The sequence below is a fragment of the Methylobacterium soli genome, assembly GCF_008806385.1.
Classification (GTDB): Bacteria; Pseudomonadota; Alphaproteobacteria; order Rhizobiales; family Beijerinckiaceae; genus Methylobacterium; species Methylobacterium soli.
Window position 1 is genome coordinate 29,046 of record NZ_VZZK01000042.1, and the last position, 16,050, is coordinate 45,095.

Annotated in this window: 21 protein-coding genes; 11 read left to right on the plus strand and 10 right to left on the minus strand. The window is 61.8% G+C overall.

Annotation, left to right across the window (positions count from 1 at the left end; all coding sequences use genetic code 11):
* Positions 1 to 4 precede the first annotated feature (4 nt).
* The 6 genes from F6X53_RS26980 (at position 5) to F6X53_RS27005 (ending at position 2,217) form a co-directional block, all read left to right on the plus strand.
* A complete protein-coding gene (locus F6X53_RS26980) occupies positions 5 to 271 on the plus strand; it encodes a hypothetical protein (RefSeq protein WP_151004185.1) in 267 nt (88 codons plus the stop codon).
* Positions 268 to 591, plus strand: coding sequence for a hypothetical protein (locus F6X53_RS26985; RefSeq protein ID WP_151004187.1), 324 nt, complete (start codon positions 268 to 270; stop codon positions 589 to 591). Before F6X53_RS26980 ends, F6X53_RS26985 begins: the two co-directional genes overlap by 4 nt.
* On the plus strand, positions 588 to 731 hold the full coding sequence (locus tag F6X53_RS26990; protein WP_151004189.1) for a DUF4175 domain-containing protein: 144 nt from the start codon (positions 588 to 590) through the stop codon (positions 729 to 731). The genes F6X53_RS26985 and F6X53_RS26990 overlap by 4 nt, the downstream gene beginning before the upstream one ends.
* A gap of 1 nt (position 732) precedes the next feature.
* Positions 733 to 1,104: a hypothetical protein gene (locus F6X53_RS26995; RefSeq protein ID WP_151004191.1), complete on the plus strand. Its 372-nt coding sequence runs from the start codon at positions 733 to 735 to the stop codon at positions 1,102 to 1,104.
* 70 nt (positions 1,105 to 1,174) lie between these two features.
* Positions 1,175 to 1,678 (plus strand): TIGR00645 family protein, encoded by a 504-nt coding sequence (locus F6X53_RS27000; protein ID WP_151004193.1) that lies wholly within the window; start codon positions 1,175 to 1,177, stop codon positions 1,676 to 1,678.
* 320 nt (positions 1,679 to 1,998) lie between these two features.
* Entirely contained in the window at positions 1,999 to 2,217 is a 219-nt protein-coding gene (locus tag F6X53_RS27005) for a hypothetical protein (protein WP_151004195.1), read from the plus strand.
* A 1,505-nt stretch (positions 2,218 to 3,722) separates the two neighbouring features.
* Here F6X53_RS27005 and F6X53_RS27015 read toward each other — a convergent pair.
* The 7 genes from F6X53_RS27015 to F6X53_RS27045 all read right to left on the minus strand — a co-directional run bounded on the left by F6X53_RS27015 (position 3,723) and on the right by F6X53_RS27045 (position 8,678).
* Positions 3,723 to 4,193, minus strand: coding sequence for a hypothetical protein (locus tag F6X53_RS27015; RefSeq protein WP_151004197.1), 471 nt, complete (start codon positions 4,191 to 4,193; stop codon positions 3,723 to 3,725).
* A 98-nt stretch (positions 4,194 to 4,291) separates the two neighbouring features.
* On the minus strand, positions 4,292 to 4,792 hold the full coding sequence (locus F6X53_RS27020; RefSeq protein WP_151004199.1) for a hypothetical protein: 501 nt from the start codon (positions 4,790 to 4,792) through the stop codon (positions 4,292 to 4,294).
* 597 nt (positions 4,793 to 5,389) lie between these two features.
* Positions 5,390 to 5,950 carry a hypothetical protein gene (locus F6X53_RS27025; RefSeq protein ID WP_151004201.1) on the minus strand — a complete coding sequence of 187 codons (561 nt, stop codon included), beginning with the start codon at positions 5,948 to 5,950 and terminating at the stop codon, positions 5,390 to 5,392.
* Entirely contained in the window at positions 5,950 to 6,303 is a 354-nt protein-coding gene (locus tag F6X53_RS27030) for a hypothetical protein (RefSeq protein WP_151004203.1), read from the minus strand. Before F6X53_RS27030 ends, F6X53_RS27025 begins: the two co-directional genes overlap by 1 nt.
* 10 nt (positions 6,304 to 6,313) lie before the next feature.
* On the minus strand, positions 6,314 to 7,498 hold the full coding sequence (locus tag F6X53_RS27035) for a glycoside hydrolase family protein (protein WP_373875877.1): 1,185 nt from the start codon (positions 7,496 to 7,498) through the stop codon (positions 6,314 to 6,316).
* Between the two features lie 255 nt (positions 7,499 to 7,753).
* Complete coding sequence (locus F6X53_RS27040) at positions 7,754 to 8,161, minus strand: phage terminase large subunit family protein (protein ID WP_238296178.1); 408 nt, start codon at positions 8,159 to 8,161, stop codon at positions 7,754 to 7,756.
* Complete coding sequence (locus tag F6X53_RS27045; RefSeq protein ID WP_151004209.1) at positions 8,145 to 8,678, minus strand: hypothetical protein; 534 nt, start codon at positions 8,676 to 8,678, stop codon at positions 8,145 to 8,147. Before F6X53_RS27045 ends, F6X53_RS27040 begins: the two co-directional genes overlap by 17 nt.
* Before the next feature lie 394 nt (positions 8,679 to 9,072).
* Here F6X53_RS27045 and F6X53_RS27050 point away from each other — a divergent pair, with 394 nt between their 5' ends.
* Positions 9,073 to 10,071, plus strand: coding sequence for a crotonase/enoyl-CoA hydratase family protein (locus tag F6X53_RS27050; RefSeq protein ID WP_151004211.1), 999 nt, complete (start codon positions 9,073 to 9,075; stop codon positions 10,069 to 10,071).
* A 6-nt stretch (positions 10,072 to 10,077) separates the two neighbouring features.
* On the opposite strand, the gene F6X53_RS27055 is transcribed toward F6X53_RS27050, so the two are convergent.
* The 3 genes from F6X53_RS27055 to F6X53_RS27065 all read right to left on the minus strand — a co-directional run bounded on the left by F6X53_RS27055 (position 10,078) and on the right by F6X53_RS27065 (position 14,125).
* The gene (locus tag F6X53_RS27055; protein ID WP_151004213.1) at positions 10,078 to 12,408 is read right to left on the minus strand and encodes a putative bifunctional diguanylate cyclase/phosphodiesterase; all 2,331 of its coding nucleotides are present in this window, start codon (positions 12,406 to 12,408) and stop codon (positions 10,078 to 10,080) included.
* A 917-nt stretch (positions 12,409 to 13,325) separates the two neighbouring features.
* A complete protein-coding gene (locus tag F6X53_RS27060; RefSeq protein ID WP_151004215.1) occupies positions 13,326 to 13,931 on the minus strand; it encodes a hypothetical protein in 606 nt (201 codons plus the stop codon).
* Positions 13,928 to 14,125: a hypothetical protein gene (locus tag F6X53_RS27065; RefSeq protein WP_151004217.1), complete on the minus strand. Its 198-nt coding sequence runs from the start codon at positions 14,123 to 14,125 to the stop codon at positions 13,928 to 13,930. The genes F6X53_RS27060 and F6X53_RS27065 overlap by 4 nt, the downstream gene beginning before the upstream one ends.
* A 36-nt stretch (positions 14,126 to 14,161) precedes the next feature.
* On the opposite strand from F6X53_RS27065, the gene F6X53_RS27070 reads away from it, so the two are divergent.
* The 4 genes from F6X53_RS27070 to F6X53_RS27085 all read left to right on the plus strand — a co-directional run bounded on the left by F6X53_RS27070 (position 14,162) and on the right by F6X53_RS27085 (position 15,863).
* A complete protein-coding gene (locus F6X53_RS27070; RefSeq protein ID WP_151004219.1) occupies positions 14,162 to 14,467 on the plus strand; it encodes a PilZ domain-containing protein in 306 nt (101 codons plus the stop codon).
* A 245-nt stretch (positions 14,468 to 14,712) separates the two neighbouring features.
* Positions 14,713 to 14,961 carry a hypothetical protein gene (locus tag F6X53_RS27075; protein WP_151004221.1) on the plus strand — a complete coding sequence of 83 codons (249 nt, stop codon included), beginning with the start codon at positions 14,713 to 14,715 and terminating at the stop codon, positions 14,959 to 14,961.
* A 201-nt stretch (positions 14,962 to 15,162) separates the two neighbouring features.
* Positions 15,163 to 15,411 carry a hypothetical protein gene (locus F6X53_RS27080; RefSeq protein WP_151004223.1) on the plus strand — a complete coding sequence of 83 codons (249 nt, stop codon included), beginning with the start codon at positions 15,163 to 15,165 and terminating at the stop codon, positions 15,409 to 15,411.
* Between the two features lie 239 nt (positions 15,412 to 15,650).
* On the plus strand, positions 15,651 to 15,863 hold the full coding sequence (locus tag F6X53_RS27085) for a phosphoribosylformylglycinamidine synthase subunit PurQ (RefSeq protein ID WP_151004225.1): 213 nt from the start codon (positions 15,651 to 15,653) through the stop codon (positions 15,861 to 15,863).
* Positions 15,864 to 16,050 lie beyond the last annotated feature (187 nt).

Genomic DNA, 16,050 nt, shown 5'->3' on the forward strand with positions numbered 1-16,050 from the left:
AGACATGGCCGAATCACCACCGACCACCGGCGAGCTGTTCAAGGCGAAGGCGATCACCGCCGAGGACCTGCACGCGGCGGTAGACGCCTACATGGCGGATCGAAAGGCCGCCTCATTCTCGATCGGCGACGGCTACGAGCTGGATCTCGTCGCGGTCGTGAAGGCAGACCGACATGCCTCGGCAGTGCTCCGTGACAAAACGGCGTCACAAGGTACGAGGCGGATGGCTGTGCGCACGGCAATCCTGCTGGCTCGGCCGAAGAAGCGGTGATCCTGCCGACCATGCTGGGCCTGACCGGTCTGCAACTGCGCCCTAGCTATTTCGGTATGACTTCAGCCCAAACCATCGAGGCGCTGCTGCGGCAGGGATGCCTTTCTCAACAGGACGTGGACGCTGCTGTCGATGCAGCGGCAGCCGACCCATCGGTCGGGCGCCTCAACGTCGGGGCGGAGTATGCCTTGAACATGATCGCCTTCCTGCGGAGCCAGTCCTTCGTCGCTAAGACGCTGAGAGATCCTGAGGCGAGCATGGGGCTGAAGAAGGCCGCCCTTCGCAAAGTCATGCCGAAGGCGCGCTTGGAGAAGCGATGAACCCTGTTGCCGGCGCCGTCATGATCGCGATCGCGGCGGCCTTCTTTGGACTGATCTATTTCGCTGTCGCCTACGGACATCCCTGGCTGCTCGCAGCGTTGGTAATCTCGGTCATCGCAGCCTTCGTGAGGTGGGGCTGAAATGATCGTACTGCCGCCCTGGCGCGAGGTCACCACCGACGACTACCACTCGCGCAACTTCCCAGAGACGACCATCGGCTCCGCGTTCATCGCGCAGACGGCCGCCGCCCATGCGCTGATCCGCGGCCAGCACGCCGGCGAGCACCGGATCCGGCTCGTCCTACGCGTGGCCGTGGACCTGAAGCCCAGCAAGCGCTCCAACCCGTTCTGGGTTTTCGACTACCTCGTCGGCTCCGACGACATGCGGACCTGCGCGGAAGAGGTCGTCATCGAGTTCAGAAACGGCCGACGCGAGCTGGTGCCGATCTACAAGACGGCCGAGACAGCGAGCCTGAAGGGTGGCGGCTGGGCTGGTGGGGTCGTGCGGCGCTAGTGCCCGAACCTTGCCGGTGTCGCGCGGGCGTGCGACACCGCCCACGAAGCTTGAGCGGGAGAGGATGCGGATGCTGGAACGGGCGTTTGAGCGAGCCCTGTTCGCGTGCCGGTGGCTGCTGGCCCCGTTCTACGGGGCACTGGCGATCGGCCTGTTCGTGCTCCTCGTCAAGCTCCTCCAGGAAATCGCCCATTTCGCGCTCCACGCGCTCGAATCGAACGAGTCGCAGACGATCCTCGGCGTGCTGACGCTGGTGGACTTGTCCTTCACCGCCTCGCTCCTGATCATCGTGATGTTCTCGGGCTACGAGAACTTCGTCTCAAAGTTCGACCATTCGGACCACAAGGACTGGCCCGAATGGATGGGCACGATCGACTTCACGGGCCTGAAGCTCAAGCTGATGTCGTCGATCGTGGCCATCTCGGCGATCCAGCTCCTGAAGGCCTTCATGGACGTGAAGGCCAGTTCCGACCGCGACCTCGCCTGGCTCGTCGGCCTGCACATGATCTTCGTGGTCTCGGGGCTCCTGATGGCCCTGACCGACCGCGTCGCCGCCGGCCACCACGACAAGTAGGCGAAGCACAGCACGCCTTCAGGACGGCCCGGCAGGTGGCGGGAAACGGCTGAGAGCCGGCGGCTCGGCCTGCGACTGAGCGCGGCCGGTGCGGAGTGGCGGACCGAGCCGACCTTCGAAGAAAGCCCGGCCCGCCTGTCTGACTGCAAGGTTGAGCAATTCGCCGCCAGAGGCCAAATGATGGCGCGGCGTGGTTACCGGATCGCTACCCGCGCCGGGGTTTGGGGCCTGCGCTCTGGCATGGAGCAACCCGTCCGATAGCTGTTTGCCGTTGGCAGTCCCGGCTATGTTAGTCGGCTTATCTATGCGATGGGCCATCGATGCCGAAGGCCGATCGATACAAAGCGTTCTTGATCACGGTCGTCCAGCGACGCGAGGCTCATCGAACCTACGCGGTCGTGAAGCCGAGCGCCGAAGAGGCGTTAGCGGTGGTCAGAGGCCTCTCGGCCGACGGCACGAAGACCTACCTTGTGGGCGGCCTGTCCCGAGACATGGTGCGCAGGCTCGGACTTAAGCGGGACGATATGCAAATGATCTAAGATCACTTGCAGCCGACAGATCATCGACCGCGCAGGAAGAAGAACCAAACCAAGATGATGATCGGGATCGGAATCCCGATGAGCCACAACAGGCTGCCCGTTAGCATATCACTCCCCTGAAGTGCCAGGGCAACAGCGGGATGCGAAGGACCGTTCCGCCGAGCCGAGCAACCCTCATGCAGCCATCAGCGAGGGCCTCGGAGCGTGGTAAGTGCGCGGGACTAGCGGTGAGCGATTCTGGCGAAGGAACCGAAGCGATGACCGACCCGGGCCGATCATGCGGCGGATGCACGGTCTGTTGCCGAATGTTGGAGATCAAAGCGCTCAGCAAGCCCGCGGGCATCCTGTGTCGGCATAACACCGGGTGGGCGTGCGGGATCTACCATGAGCGTCCGAAGGCATGCGCGCGCTGGTACTGCCTCTGGCGCAGGATCGACGCTTTGCCAGATGAGCTGAGGCCTGATCGGTCAGGAGTGGTGTTCACGTTAGAAAGCCGACCACCTAGCGCGGGTGCTTCTGAAAGAGCCTGTATCGTGTGTCGCGCTGTGGACGGGGTGCGCGCCTTTGATCAGTGGGAGGTGGTCGAGGCGTTCGCCATGTTTATCCGAGAGGGATCCTTGCCAGTCTGGAGGGCGTCCGCCCAATCTGCAACCTTGATGTACCCTGGTCCGACCTACATGAGCTGAGCCAGGGGCAGCGCGCTGAAGTCTCGGCGTCGTTCCGGTCCATCGGTGGTGCCTCGTCTAGTGTTTGAGTGGGTATCGTACGAGTATCCGGCTCACCATCGCCGGTTGCCTCGCTATATAATTGGAAAATCTAGTCGCGGCCTTTGACAGGCTTGCGGCAGGAGCAATAGCTCTTATCACCGGCGCGCTTGGATATCGGTTCGGCAGCAAGGAGCCGCCCATGCCCTGACGCAATCGACCAACGAAAAGCCCCGCGAGCCGTAAGGCTGCGGGGCGAAGGGTGGCGACTGAACTACCCTGCAAGCCAGGGCGCGAAGCCGGCGCGAGGCTACTCGTCGCCTCCAGAGCCAGAATATTGACTCCGTTGCCGCATGATCCGTCGAGTATTGTCTCTGTGCAAGCCAACTGGATAAGCCAGACGGGTAAACTCGCTCGGCTCAAAGGGAGTAGGGCCACAGAAAACCCCGCGAGCCTGAGGCTGCGGGGCGGAAGTCACGCCCTAAGGTCAGGACGGCCCCGCCAGCGTGGGAACAGGCAGGTAGACTGGTGGGGCCGTGTCGGACGGCGGGGGGCATGCCGACCCGACGCACGCATCCTGCGCCTGCATCGCCCGGCAGTAACTGACCTAGATCAGGTTCGGAGCGCAACAAGAAGCCCGCGCCGGCGGGGAAGGCAGCCGGGCGGGCTGAGGTAGAGTCTCTCGGTTGAGGAATAGGGACATCCCTCGCGAGCAATCTGCGCGCATGCCAGGTCGAACGCAAGAAAGGCCCGCGCGCCAGAGGCTATGGGGCTGATTAGTGAGGGAAGCTAGCGCTCAGCTCACTCACTCTCGGTCAAGCTGTCGAACTCACTTTTCAGGCTGGTGTAGAGCCGCCCAAGCCAGAGCCGCGCTTCGGCCTCGGCAGCCTTGGCGGCCTGCGCCTGCGCCTCGGCGCGCTCGGCCCGCGCCTCGGCAAGGCGCGCGGCCTCCTCCGCCTTCTCGGCGCGCAAGATGGCCTTTTGGGCCGCGGCTGCCGCCACGCGTGCGCGCTCCTCGGCCGCCTCGGTCTGAGACAGGCTGCGCTGAACGAGGGATTGCGACTCCCGCGTGAGTTCCTGCGCCAGGTCGCGTGCCCGCCGGACTCGCGCGCCGACATCGCGCACGAGCTGAATGGCGCCCGGCCAGTCGGCAGCGTCCAGAGCATACGCTTCGGTCGCGTCGTCCGAAGGCATGGGCATCGCGCCGGCTCCGTCGTCGCGCGCCTCCTGCTCGTTGAAGAGCGGCACGACATTCTGCACGGGCGCCGTCATGGACGAGGCTCCCATGACGATGCTGCCGGGACCCGGACCATCGTTCGGACCAAAGAGCATGGCGTCCAGCACAACCTCCATCTCGCGTGCTGCCCGGGTCATACGGAGCGCTTCTCGGGCTGGGCGAATGCGAACTCGCTCGCGATGGTGTCGTAGACGCGTGCCAGCCACTCCTCCGCGATCCGTGCCCGCTCCTCGGCGGCACGCACCCGCTCATCGGCCGCCTTGAGCAGCGCGTCCGCGCGCGTCTGGATCTCGCGCGTATGCGCCTCCGCCGCCTTGACGCGCTCATTGGCGTTGGCGATGTCCTCGCGCACCCGCTCGAGAAGGTCCTGAACGCGCAATTCCTGTTCGTGGGCTTCGGTCTCGACTTCGCGCACGCGGGTTGCGGCGCTCCGCACACGTTCGATCAGGTGAGACCATTCCTCAGGTGACGAACTGCGGGTGGGCGGCGACTTGCCTGCAACCTCCTCGGCGGGGCTGATCAGCCGCACAACACTGTTGAGGTGGACCTCCGAGGATTCGACGCGATCAAGTGGCTTCGGGTCGGATGATTGGTTGAGTATGTCATCCCATGAAAGCTTTTTACGCTTGTCCACCTACGCCCCCGCACTGAACAGATTGCCGTCAGGACTGCTTCCTGTTCGTGATCTGCAACTGCCCAGGGCGAGGTTGCCCGCAATTAACCATTCGTCAACTCACATGGTTAGATGGCCGGTATGGGTTCGTACGAAACCCCGCCATTGTGACACAACTGGTACTGTCTAAAAGTCGACGATCCCGCGAACGAGTGAGGCCGTAGGCCTCTCGTTGAGGAAGGAAAAACCCGCCGCGGCGAACCCGGCGGGCTGAGGTGGTCTCGGGTGAGTGCGGCGCAGGCTAGGCTTCGGTCTTCTCCGTCAGGAACACGCTGCAGATTGGGCCTGCAAGAAAAGCTCCCACAAGTACGATCACAGGTGTCGGAGCGTCTATGGCAAAGAAGAGAGCGGGCAACGTAGCGAGTAGGAGTTTCATGGTTGGATCCAGCGTAAGTGCACGCTGGTAATACATTGCCTCTGGTGTTTCGCTTCCCTTGCTGGTGGAAAGCTTTATTCCTGGCGCCTATCTATCTTTTAGCTGATCCCGCACCACCGCCGCGACGGCGAGGCCGATGAGGATGCCGGCGAGGAGCGCCATGACGAGGTGGCCGGAGCCGGTCATTGCTCACTCGTCCGGCGCGGCAGGATCTCGAACTCCAGCGCCGGCAGCACGCTGACGATCGACCAGCCCAAGGCTCGCTGCAGCGGGTTGCAGTCGTAGGCCAAGACGCCGTAGAGCCGCCCGCGCCCGGGCATGGCATCGAGCGGGATGAAGGGACCGATGGTCTCCTCCTCGCGGCCCATCTCGCCGTAGGCGTCGAAGCGCTCGGCCTCGTAGTCCAGGCGGCGGCCACCGCCGTCGATCATCCACCAGCGTCGCGTCAGCTCGCATTGGCGGTCGCGCTGGCGGATGCCATGGATCAGGATGCGCTCGCCGACATGCACCTGCCGGTTCGGGTTCACCACCTCGCGCAGGATCTGCCGGACCGGCACAGTCCGGTCGAGCACCATGGAGAAGATCCAGGCGAGAGCGATCAGGATGGCGCCATAGTAGATTACGTTGAGCACGCGCTGCACGTTCGCCTGGCGCCGGGACGGGCCGTAGGCGAGCTCGATGGCGCGGGCGTAGATCTCGTCGGTGCGGTCGAGGTCTGGAATCGGGGGCTTGTTGCTGTCCATCAGTGCGGCACCCCGCCCTTGACCAGAACGAGTCCGAGCGCGGCCGTCAGCACCGCGCCGAGGATTGCCTTCACCAGCCAGCTCACGTTGTTTTTGAGGCCGGCCACATCCTCGGCGACCTCCTTCAGCTCGGTCTTGGTGGCGTAGACGTTGCGCAGGTCCTCGCGGATGCCCCGGACATCGCCCAGGACGGCGTCGACCTTCTCCTTGGTCACCGCCATGTCGATCTGCATCTTGACCCAGGCAGCGTCGTCCGAGGTCGGTTGTTGATCCCCCATCACTCTGTCCCTTGAGCCGTGCAGACGCAGAAAGGCGGGCCGCTGCACGCCTGCCGAGGGATCGATGGCGTCCATCGAGACGCCCTCACCGGGTACCAAAGAGCGAGCCCAGGATGCCGCCGAGCCGCGGCCCGTCGGGCGCCGCGGACACGGGCGGGCTCGGCGCCGGGTCAGGTTCGCCGTTGTGCAGGCCGGTCCGCTCGGCCACGACGCGGGCCTTGACGATGCCCTGGGCGGCGAGTGCGTTGTAGACGTTGAGCAGGATGATCAGGACCGGCGCGACCCACGGCGGCAGGAAGCCGAGGATCAGGCTAGCCGGAAATGGCAGGCTCGAAAGGTCGCCCTGCCAATTCTGGGCGAGGTACTGGAGGATGCCCATCGCGCCGAGCACGATCTGCCAGACCGAGGACCACGTCACCCGGCTGCCCTGAATCGCGATGACGGAGCCTTGCGCGCGGAGGTCGGCCGCGGTGGTGCGCTTCCGTTCGTCAGAGACTTTGCGCTGGTTCTTGTCGTCGTCGAGCGCGGCCTTCGACTGCGGACTCCAACGCCCGTCGGCGGTGATGCCGGCTTGGGTCTGCAGCGCGATCAGAGCGCCGGCCGTGGACGGCCCCCAGATGCCATCGACCTTACCGACCATGTAGTAGCCGAGGTCGCGCAGGCGCTTCTGGATCGCCTCCACCTCGTAGCGGGCGAGCGATGTCTCGGCCCAGTTGCCTGCGGTGACGGACATGCGATCGCTCTTCGGTTTGACGAGGGTAGCGGGGGCCGAGCCATCGGCCTTCACAGGCGAGCGGTCGCCGCTCCGGGCCTTCGGCGGGCTGACGCTGTAGGGGGTGAGGAACTGGTCGCGCTCGGCGGTGCGGCGGCCGATCAGCTCTTTATTCTTCGTCCAAGACATGATCGCCGCGGCGCAGCCGGCACGGTCGCCCGCATTCAGTCGCTTCACGAACGTGGACTTAGCGAAGCCGCCCTGGCCGATGTTGAAGCAGATCGAGACCAAGGCATCGCGCTCGTGGTCGGCGAGCCACACCTTCACGACCTGGTCGACGGTCGCCTCGTAGTTCACGAGGTCGCGGTCGAAGATCGCCAGCGCCTCAGCTTCAGTGACGACGAGACCGCTGGTCACGGCAGGCGGGCCAGCCGCCGAGGTGCGCCCGACGCCGATAGTCCAGACGCCGACATTATCCTTGTAGGCGCGGGTTTTCAGTGCCTCGCGCGCGACGAGGGGGCGCGGCCGATGGCAGTCAGAGCCATAGGATCTCTCGATGTCAGTAGGCGCGCGGTGACCGGCCGGCTCGGATTAGATCGGTCTTAATGCAGAATATTTGTTGCAAGCACGCGGCGTGCTTGCTCAAATTCAATCATGTCTGCCGAAAACCACCCCGACCCAAGTAATCTCTCGCCCTCCTCTGCGATTGGAGGGGTTGTGGGCATGGGAGCAGTGTACGCAATCATCTGTGCGCTTGCGGCCCTGTACCTCTTGGTCGAGTTCTCGGACTGAGAGCCTCATTTGCAGACCAGCCTATTTGCAGAGCCGGAGCGTGCTTCTCATCACGAGGCCTTCCCTGCCTGAGAAACAGCCGGAAACCATTATTGGGCGGGGTCGGTAGGCGGGCGTACTCAAGAGGCGGGGCCGCATCAGCTTCCTCGCGATACCCGAACCCTCCCACTGACGGCGGCCTGCACCGGTGAGCAGAGTGGTGTAGCCGACGCGGACGCACTTGCGTACCGTGACGCGCTCGAGCATCGGGTCGGTGATCGCGTCAGCGATCTCCTTCTGGAACGGCCAGAGCCGGACGGGTCCCGGCTTCGCGGCGAGCCCCTCGGGAAGGCGCATGTGACGCTCGATCCACTGCGACAGCGGCAGGCGGGGCGGTGGTCGAAGCTTGGCGAGTGCCTTCGCGGCGGTCTGATCAAGAAGCGTCGTCACCGGCGCCCGCTTCCATGGCATCCCGCACGATCCGGTCGATGACCGAGACGTCGTGCTTCGTCAGGTGGCTCAGCTCCAGCGCGATGTCACCCGGAATGGCGAGCAGGCGCGCCCGGAGCTTCACGATCTCATCGGCCCAGCGCCGGCCCGCGGCCTCGGCGTCGATCAGGCGCCCCTGAGCCTCAGCGTGTGCCTGGTTCCGCTGCCAGGTCTGGACGATCTTCTCTGCCGTGCGGGCATCGTTGAAGGTGAGCGGCCCATCGACCTGGATGCCCTCGGCCGCCAGGATCTCCCGGACCCGGGTGGTCGCAAGCTGAGCCTCGACCGAGGCCTGGGCGGCGATGGCCGGGGCTAGCTCGACCGGCTGCCTACCCTGCGAACCGGTGCGCACGGCGGTACGCGCCGGGTCCGTGCTCCTGATCCAGGCCTCACGAACAACCTCGGGATCCAGCGTCCCGTCCGGCTCTGCGGTGATGCGGCCGGACTTGATGGCCTTCCGGATCGCCGCCTCGGACACCCCGATGATCTTGGCGCATTCCCGCCGGCTAACACCTAATGCGAACCTCGAAATCCAGACCTGCAGAGAGCCAAAAGTCGGGAGCAACTCTGCCCGCAACGGGTGGGGCAGCCAGGGGAGGACCCGCAGAACCTATCTCCGCAACTCGGTTGCCGGGCCACCGGACAAGATGCCCATCTGTCCGCCTCCGCTCGGGCTTTTTTTGCGCGCGACGAAGCGTGCGGCCACGCTTCGCAGGTCCAGTTCCAACCCCATGGAGGTCGCTGAGCAAGACAGACTCAGGCGTCCGAGGAATTAACCACCTAGCAAGAATCCCCGGGACGGCAGCCCGGCCCTCTAGCTCTGCCGAAGCCGCCAACATAGGGTTAAGGATCACTTAACGGATCCTGGTGACATGGCGTCTTCTGCAGGTATCTCAAAGGGTACGGTGCCATATCCTGGACCGATCCCGGTTCGGCGTCGGCCGGGGGCTGTTGGCCGAAGGAGCGAGAAGCGGATCCTGAACTCAAGCGCACCGGCGCTGGAGCGAGGGCTTTCCGAACTGCAACAGGTCGAAGTCAATCTCGAAGCGTCGAATGGTACCTTGTGGGCTTACATGCGCCCCGACGGACGTCCATGCCAAAATCCGGGCATGTTGGCGGACTTCAAGCGGCTTCAAGACGGCATAGAGAGGAGTTTCGCTGCAAATTGCCTGGATATAAAATACTTTGTCTTCGGATCGCGTTTCCCTGGAGTGTTCAGCCTCGGAGGCGACCTGCAGCTCTTCGCCAGTAAGATCCGAGCGGGCGATGAAGCGGCCCTCATAAACTATGGCAACTCATGTGTCGACGTACTTCACCGCAACATGAACGCGCTCAATCTGCCGATCATAACAGTCGGCCTGGTCCAAGGCGATGCGCTGGGTGGTGGCTTCGAGGGCCTACTCTCGTTCGATGTGATTATAGCCGAGAAAGGGACCAAGTTCGGCTTCCCGGAAATTCTGTTCGGTTTATTTCCTGGGATGGGAGCCTACAGCTTCCTGGCTAGACGCCTCGGAACGATTAAAGCTCAAGAGCTTATTCTCGGAGGACGAACGTATTCAGCGGAGGAGATGCATGAGCTCGGAATCGTTCATATCCTTGCGGAGCGCGGTCAGGGCGAAGCCGCAGTGCGCTCTTACATTGCCGGCAATCACCGCCGCCGCAATGGTCAGCAAGCGATCTATCAGGCCGCACGCGAGGTCGACCGCATCTCGCTCGAGGAACTGAGAAAGATCGTAACGGTGTGGGCTGCCGCCGCTATGAACCTGACGGACAGGGATCTCAGTATCATGGAGCGCCTCGTCACCGCCCAGGATAGGCTGATAGCGAAAGCTCCGCCCGCCAAGCCGTGCGAGGTCCGGATACACGGCTAAGAGGCTTCAGCTGGCCAGCTTGGACAGTGTCCCCGGTGCTGCAAGCATGGCCCGAATACCTTGCGAGGGAACGGGTCGACTGAAGTAGTACCCCTGAACCAGATCGCAGCCCTCCTCCCTGAGGGTTGCAAGCTGCGCCTCTGTCTCGACGCCTTCAACGACAATCACCATACCGATGCTTCTGCCCATCCCGATGATTGCTCGGATGATAGCAATGGACTCGGCAGTCTTGCTCAAATCTGTAACAAAAGAACGATCTATCTTCAGCTTGTCAAAGGCGTATTTACGCAGGTAACTGAGAGACGAATATCCAGTTCCGAAGTCGTCCAGAGACAGGCGTACGCCGAGCCGACGGAGATTGCTGATCGTCTCGACAACCTTCTGGGTAGCACCCAGGGTCACGCTTTCAGTGATCTCCAGCTCCAAACGTTGTGGTGGCAGACCGGAGCGCTCGAGCGCCCTTACAACCTGGAATGCCAATTGAGGCTCGCTGAACTGCCGAGGAGACAGATTGACAGCGACGCTTACATCTTGTGGCCAGTGCCTGGCCTCCTGACAGGCCTCATGGAGAACCCATTCGCCGAGTTGCAGGATGAGGCCTGTATCCTCGGCTACGGGGATGAACTCGGAGGGAGGAATGTAGCCGGCGACCGGATGCTTCCATCTCAACAGGGCTTCGCAGCTGACAGCGTTGCCGGTCGCTGGATCAACGATGGGCTGGTAATGAAGTTCGAACTCGCCGTTGGCCAAGGCACCCCGAAGGTCGGACTCCACCGCGTGCCGGGCTCGCGTCGCTAACTCCATCTCATGTTGGAAGATTCTGAAGCCGCTTCGGCCGTCCGCTTTAACCGCGTAGAGTGCGATATCCGCGCGCTTGAGAAGTTTATCTTCGTCATCCGCATGATCTGGCGCAAGGGCGATGCCGATGGACGCGCCAACGGTGACCGGCATGCCATCGATTTCAAACGGGCGCTCCAGCTCTTGGAGGATGTGCTGAGCGAGCTCCACGGCGTCTGCCGGGCAGGTGACAGAGTGCTGGATGATGACGAACTCGTCTCCACCAAGCCGAGCGACTGTCTGAGAAGCTTGCGAGACAGCGCGCAACCGGTCCGCAACCAACTGCAGAAGTCGATCACCGGCAGGATGACCCATCGTGTCGTTGATCACTTTGAAATGATCGAGATCGAGCAGATGGACTGCAAAACCGCTTGCTTCTCGAGAGCTCGACTTCAACGATTCTGTTACTTTTGATCTGAAACTGCTTCGATTCAGCAAGCCCGTAAGATCGTCATAGCATGCCATCTGCTGGATGCGGGCCTCACTGTGCCGTCGCTCCGTAATGTCTTCGAAGATGATAACGGAGCCCTTTTCCGCAGTCTGGCGCTGCATCAATGAAACAATGCGATCGTCTGGCAGCTTGACGATCAAATTGCCGGACTTCAGCGCATTGGTTGCTTCGGTAAATTCCGCTTCTGCCGGATTTCGTCGGCATACCGTCGCATCGATGACAGCATTGCTGATTTCAAACAACGACTTGGCGGAGGCATCTGCGTGAACGAGGTTCGGGGATATGCCAGAAATTCTGACGAACTGCTCGTTCCAGACCTGGAGCTTGCCTTCGACATCAAACATGCAGAGCCCGTGCGACATGTTCCGTAACGCGATGTCGAACAGGTTCGCTTGGGCTCGGAACTGCTCTGCAAGAGCTTCCTTCTCCCGGGTCGTGACCAAGGCTGAGACGATGATCTCACGTGTACTGAGCGTGATATCGATCATCCCATATGCAAAAAGAAGCGAGAGAATACCGAGCGAGGCTCTCTCTCCATCTCCCGACGCGAGAAGCCCGGCCGACAGCGGCATTGCCGATAACAGCACCTGGCCGATGGCTAACAGCGGGCGCCCAGCATTTCGCCCTGAGATCCCTGCGGCATAGCCGATCGTGAAGGTAGGGGTGATGACCTGGAGGGCGAGATTGGAGGAGCGGGTGGTAATTAGAAACGAGAGAACGCCGAGCGATGCAGCAAACGCGTAGGCTCCGATCGAGAAGTACGTCTCCCATCTCTCGTAGCGATCGCTTCTCTCAGTCTCCCGGTTGAAGTAGATCCAAGCGAGCAGAACCCGAGCCAGCCCTATGATGGTGACCGCCCCTGCGGCCAAGGAGATTGCTAAGTCGTTTGACCAGAACGCTGCGGCGGTCGCAACAATAGCGCCGGAAACCGCTCCTACGACGAGAGAGGCAAACGGCTGGTAAAGCCCGTCCACCAACGAACGCTTTATGTCGCGCGCGAGTCGGGCATCATCAGCAAGTGCGGCCGCTAGTTTGCTATACAGTCCCAACTGTGTTTCCTGCTTCGCCTTCGCTGCTGCTCTGAGATCTGACCTAAAGTCATCGAATGGGCTTCTGAGGGTTTACCGGCCATCAGATTTCAAAGTCATTGAAAATCATAGTTAACCCTGGCCAAAATGCCGCGGTCAAAGCCTAGCCAGGATCTGTGCTTAGTCTTCGGAAAACAGCGCGTTCGGAATAGCATTCCCGTTAGGGGACGGGTTCGAGCAAACGTGCCGAACCCGACTTGCTGGCCTATGAAGGTTGATGGGAGCTTTTCGCGAACGTAAAGACACAACGCTTCGTGTGACGATCTATCGGTAATATAAAATACTACTTACTGAAATTTGATAGCTTTCAACATTGATAGTTGTTGAATTTTTTCATAATCGATCAATAGGAATACATCAGTTGACGCTTTGTTGTGAGTAGGGCTTTATTTATCGCACGAATCTATTTAAAACAACAACTTGCGAAAAGCGGTCGCTATCAACGCTTTTTGCATTTGCTTTAGTGCCCAACACCGCGAATGTGGTATCTGCGCTACAGACTCCGGTGCGATTTTCATTTAAAGATATTCCGAGCGGAGTAACAATGATTGTGCATCCCATTTCCATAACGGCGATACTCATGCTGGCGGTGAGCGCCGCTTACGCTTCGCTGCAGTATTCGCATCATAAGGATAGTCTCAGCCTGGTCACAGGCTGTCTCCTCGTGTTTGGCCTCGGAATGCTTGGTGGTCGATTAGGGGTACTATATTAAACCGCGAGATCGTCCTGAATGATCTCGCCAGCGCTCCAGATTGGCCGGAAAGTCATTCCGCATTCAACGCTCGCCGAGCTTGCGTTGCCGAACCCACAGAGTCGCTGGAGTGCGATGAGTCTCAGCACACAAAGGTAGCGAACTGTTCAGGCTGCGCTCGCTCGACTCACAGCCCCGGCATCCCCATCAGAAACCCGATCTCGTGGCTCACCCGGGCCTCGAGCTCGTCAACCATGACCTTGTCGAACGCCGCTGCGGTCGCGCCCTGCAGCATCTCGTCCGGGATGTAGACGCCCGAGTTCTGCGGCAGCGCCTTGCCGCACCATACGTGGTTGGGGCTGACGTTCGTGAACACGTGGCCGCCCATTACTGGGCCTTTGCGGTTCAGGAAGCGACCGCCCTTGGTGAAGGTGCCGGCGAAGAGTTGACGGCGACCGCGGGGCGCGGCTGAGACGCCGGCCCGGGTCTCCTTCGGGCTGAAGAACTTGAGACTGATGTCGCCGCCCTGCGTCGTCAGCGTGTAGGTCAGGCTGCCGGCGTAGCCGAACTGCTCGGCCGTTGCGGTCGCCTTGTTGACCCTCACGGCCCGGACGATGGTGGAGCGCTTCAGGCCTGTCTGCTGCGTGAGCGCCCTGATGACTTGGGCGCGTGCCTTGGTGCCGGTGTGGTTCAGAGCGCGGGCCAGGGCGATGGGTGCGCGGGCGCCGAGCTCGCCAAGTTGGTTGGAGAAGCGCTGGAGCAGGCCGTCGCCGGAGAAGGTCAGGCCGGTCATCGAGGGGCACTTATCTCCCGCATCACCGCACCCGGCATCTCGATGGCGGTGAGCGCCATGATCTCCCAGGCGCACCAGTGAAGTTGCCAGAGGTCGGAGAGGGCGGGGTTGCCGGGCATCAGCACCTTCTTACGCCAGCCGAGCCTGGACTGGCCTACGGCCTCGGCATTCAACCTTCCGAAACCCGAGCGCATCAGAAGGATCGGATCGAACCGCGACCCAACTGCAAAATGATGCCTCCCGAAGACCGGCCACAAGCCGCCACCCAGCCCGAGAAGCGCACGGGCGGCGATCGTCACACCACGATGACGCTGGCGACGATCCTGCTGGAAGACGGTGAGCAGATCCCGTGTGTCCTCAGGGATATGTCTGTGTCGGGAGCCAAGCTCGGCGTCGCACGGCGGCACGTACTGCCCGAGAGTTTCACGTTGAACTTCCCTGGCCGCAACCTGACCTGCCGTGTCCGCCGTGCCTGGAGGCGTGGTGACTTTGTTGGCGTCACGCTGCTGGCCGAGAACGAGCCGGTGCGCAAGTAGGCTTCCGTCTCGCGGCCAACGCCGCACAAGCCGCGTCGGTCAATTGCTGGATCAGCTCGACGGCGCGCTCGGGCGCGATCTCAATGGATCGTCCTCCCCGCTCATCCCCGATCCTGATGCAGACCTTGTCGCCGGAGGCGCGGGCTGAGGTGGTGGGGTGCATGGGCGAAGACGGCCGACAACGTTGGGTTCAGTTGAACCAATACCGGAAACTCTGCTGCAGGAAGGCAGATCCGGGAGACCGTATGACGCAGTTCGACTACGATGAACCTGTCACGATCGTTTGGAACGACGAGATCGGCACTAACTCTGTTCAACGGAAAGCGACGACAGACATCTGTCTGTCCGAAGCCGTCCGTCAGGTCATGCCCGAGTGGTCCGCTCGGCCGAATGCTCGCTTGTGCATCATCAGGCGGGATGCGAAGCGCAAGCCACTCACGACCTACAAGGCAGTTCGGTCGATATACGAGCGTCCTGACTTCCCGAAGGATTGACCCGTAGAAAAGCCCTGCAGCGCTACGACCGCACTCGGCCTTGCGTGAGCTTCGAGGATCGGGTGCAGGACCCTACGGACGCGCGAGAAGGGACTTATGCTCGCACAGTTGGGTACGCGGCCGTACTCAGCGCAGCGCAGCCGTTGCTGTCTCCGGAGAAATGATTCTTCTCTGTACAGCGAACCCAATATGGGCAGGCATATGCGCCAGATCGATTATAACGAGCCGGTCACGCTCCTCTGGATCGAGGGCGGCGAGACAAGCCCGGCCTCCGAGAAGAGCTCGGCAAAGTGCAGCCTGGGCGAAGCGGTGCTTCAAGCCTATAGACGTTGGGTCGGCCGGCCGCATGAACGTGTTTGTCTGATCGTCCGAGACGGAGGCAAGAAGCCGATATCGACCTTCAAGGCGGTACGTTCGCTCTACGAACGGCCTGATTTCCAGAGGGGTTGACCGGTCGGTGAAAAGTCCCGCAGCGCTACGACCGCACTCGGCTTGCGTGGATTACACCGCTGGCGGGCTCAGGAGTGCTATCGACGATCCCGCCGCGGTTATGCACGCGCTGGCTGTAGGCAAAATGCAAAAAATTCCCTTAAAACCCATTAACCATCACAGGTGAAGATTCTGAACCTTCGAATTCCCGAACCGTAGACCCGCCACAGTGTAGGTTCACGACAGAAAACGGAGGGCTCATGGCACACTCTATTTTCATTCGCGATCTTGGAAGCTTCGGTGGCCGCCGGCCGCAGATGCTCGCTTGCGACATTGCCGATCGGATAGAGGCCGAAACCTTGGTGCGAAGCATCGCGACGGCCTACCACGATCACGGACTGAACCCCGCGACGGAGGTCTACTGGTTCAACTACAACGGCAGCGTGCACGAGATTTACGTGTGGCCGAGTTGAGGGGCCGTAGAAAAGCCCCGCAGCGATACGATCGCTCGGGGCGCAACAATCCCGTTGCCTCGGTGATACCGTGGGCTGGGTCTGGGTGACATAACCTGCCTGAGGCAGTGGTCGAGGCGGTCTAGCTGTCCGGATGCGAAACCTCCTTGGCGACGGCTACAACCTTGAGCGCTTTCGGCAGCGCGTC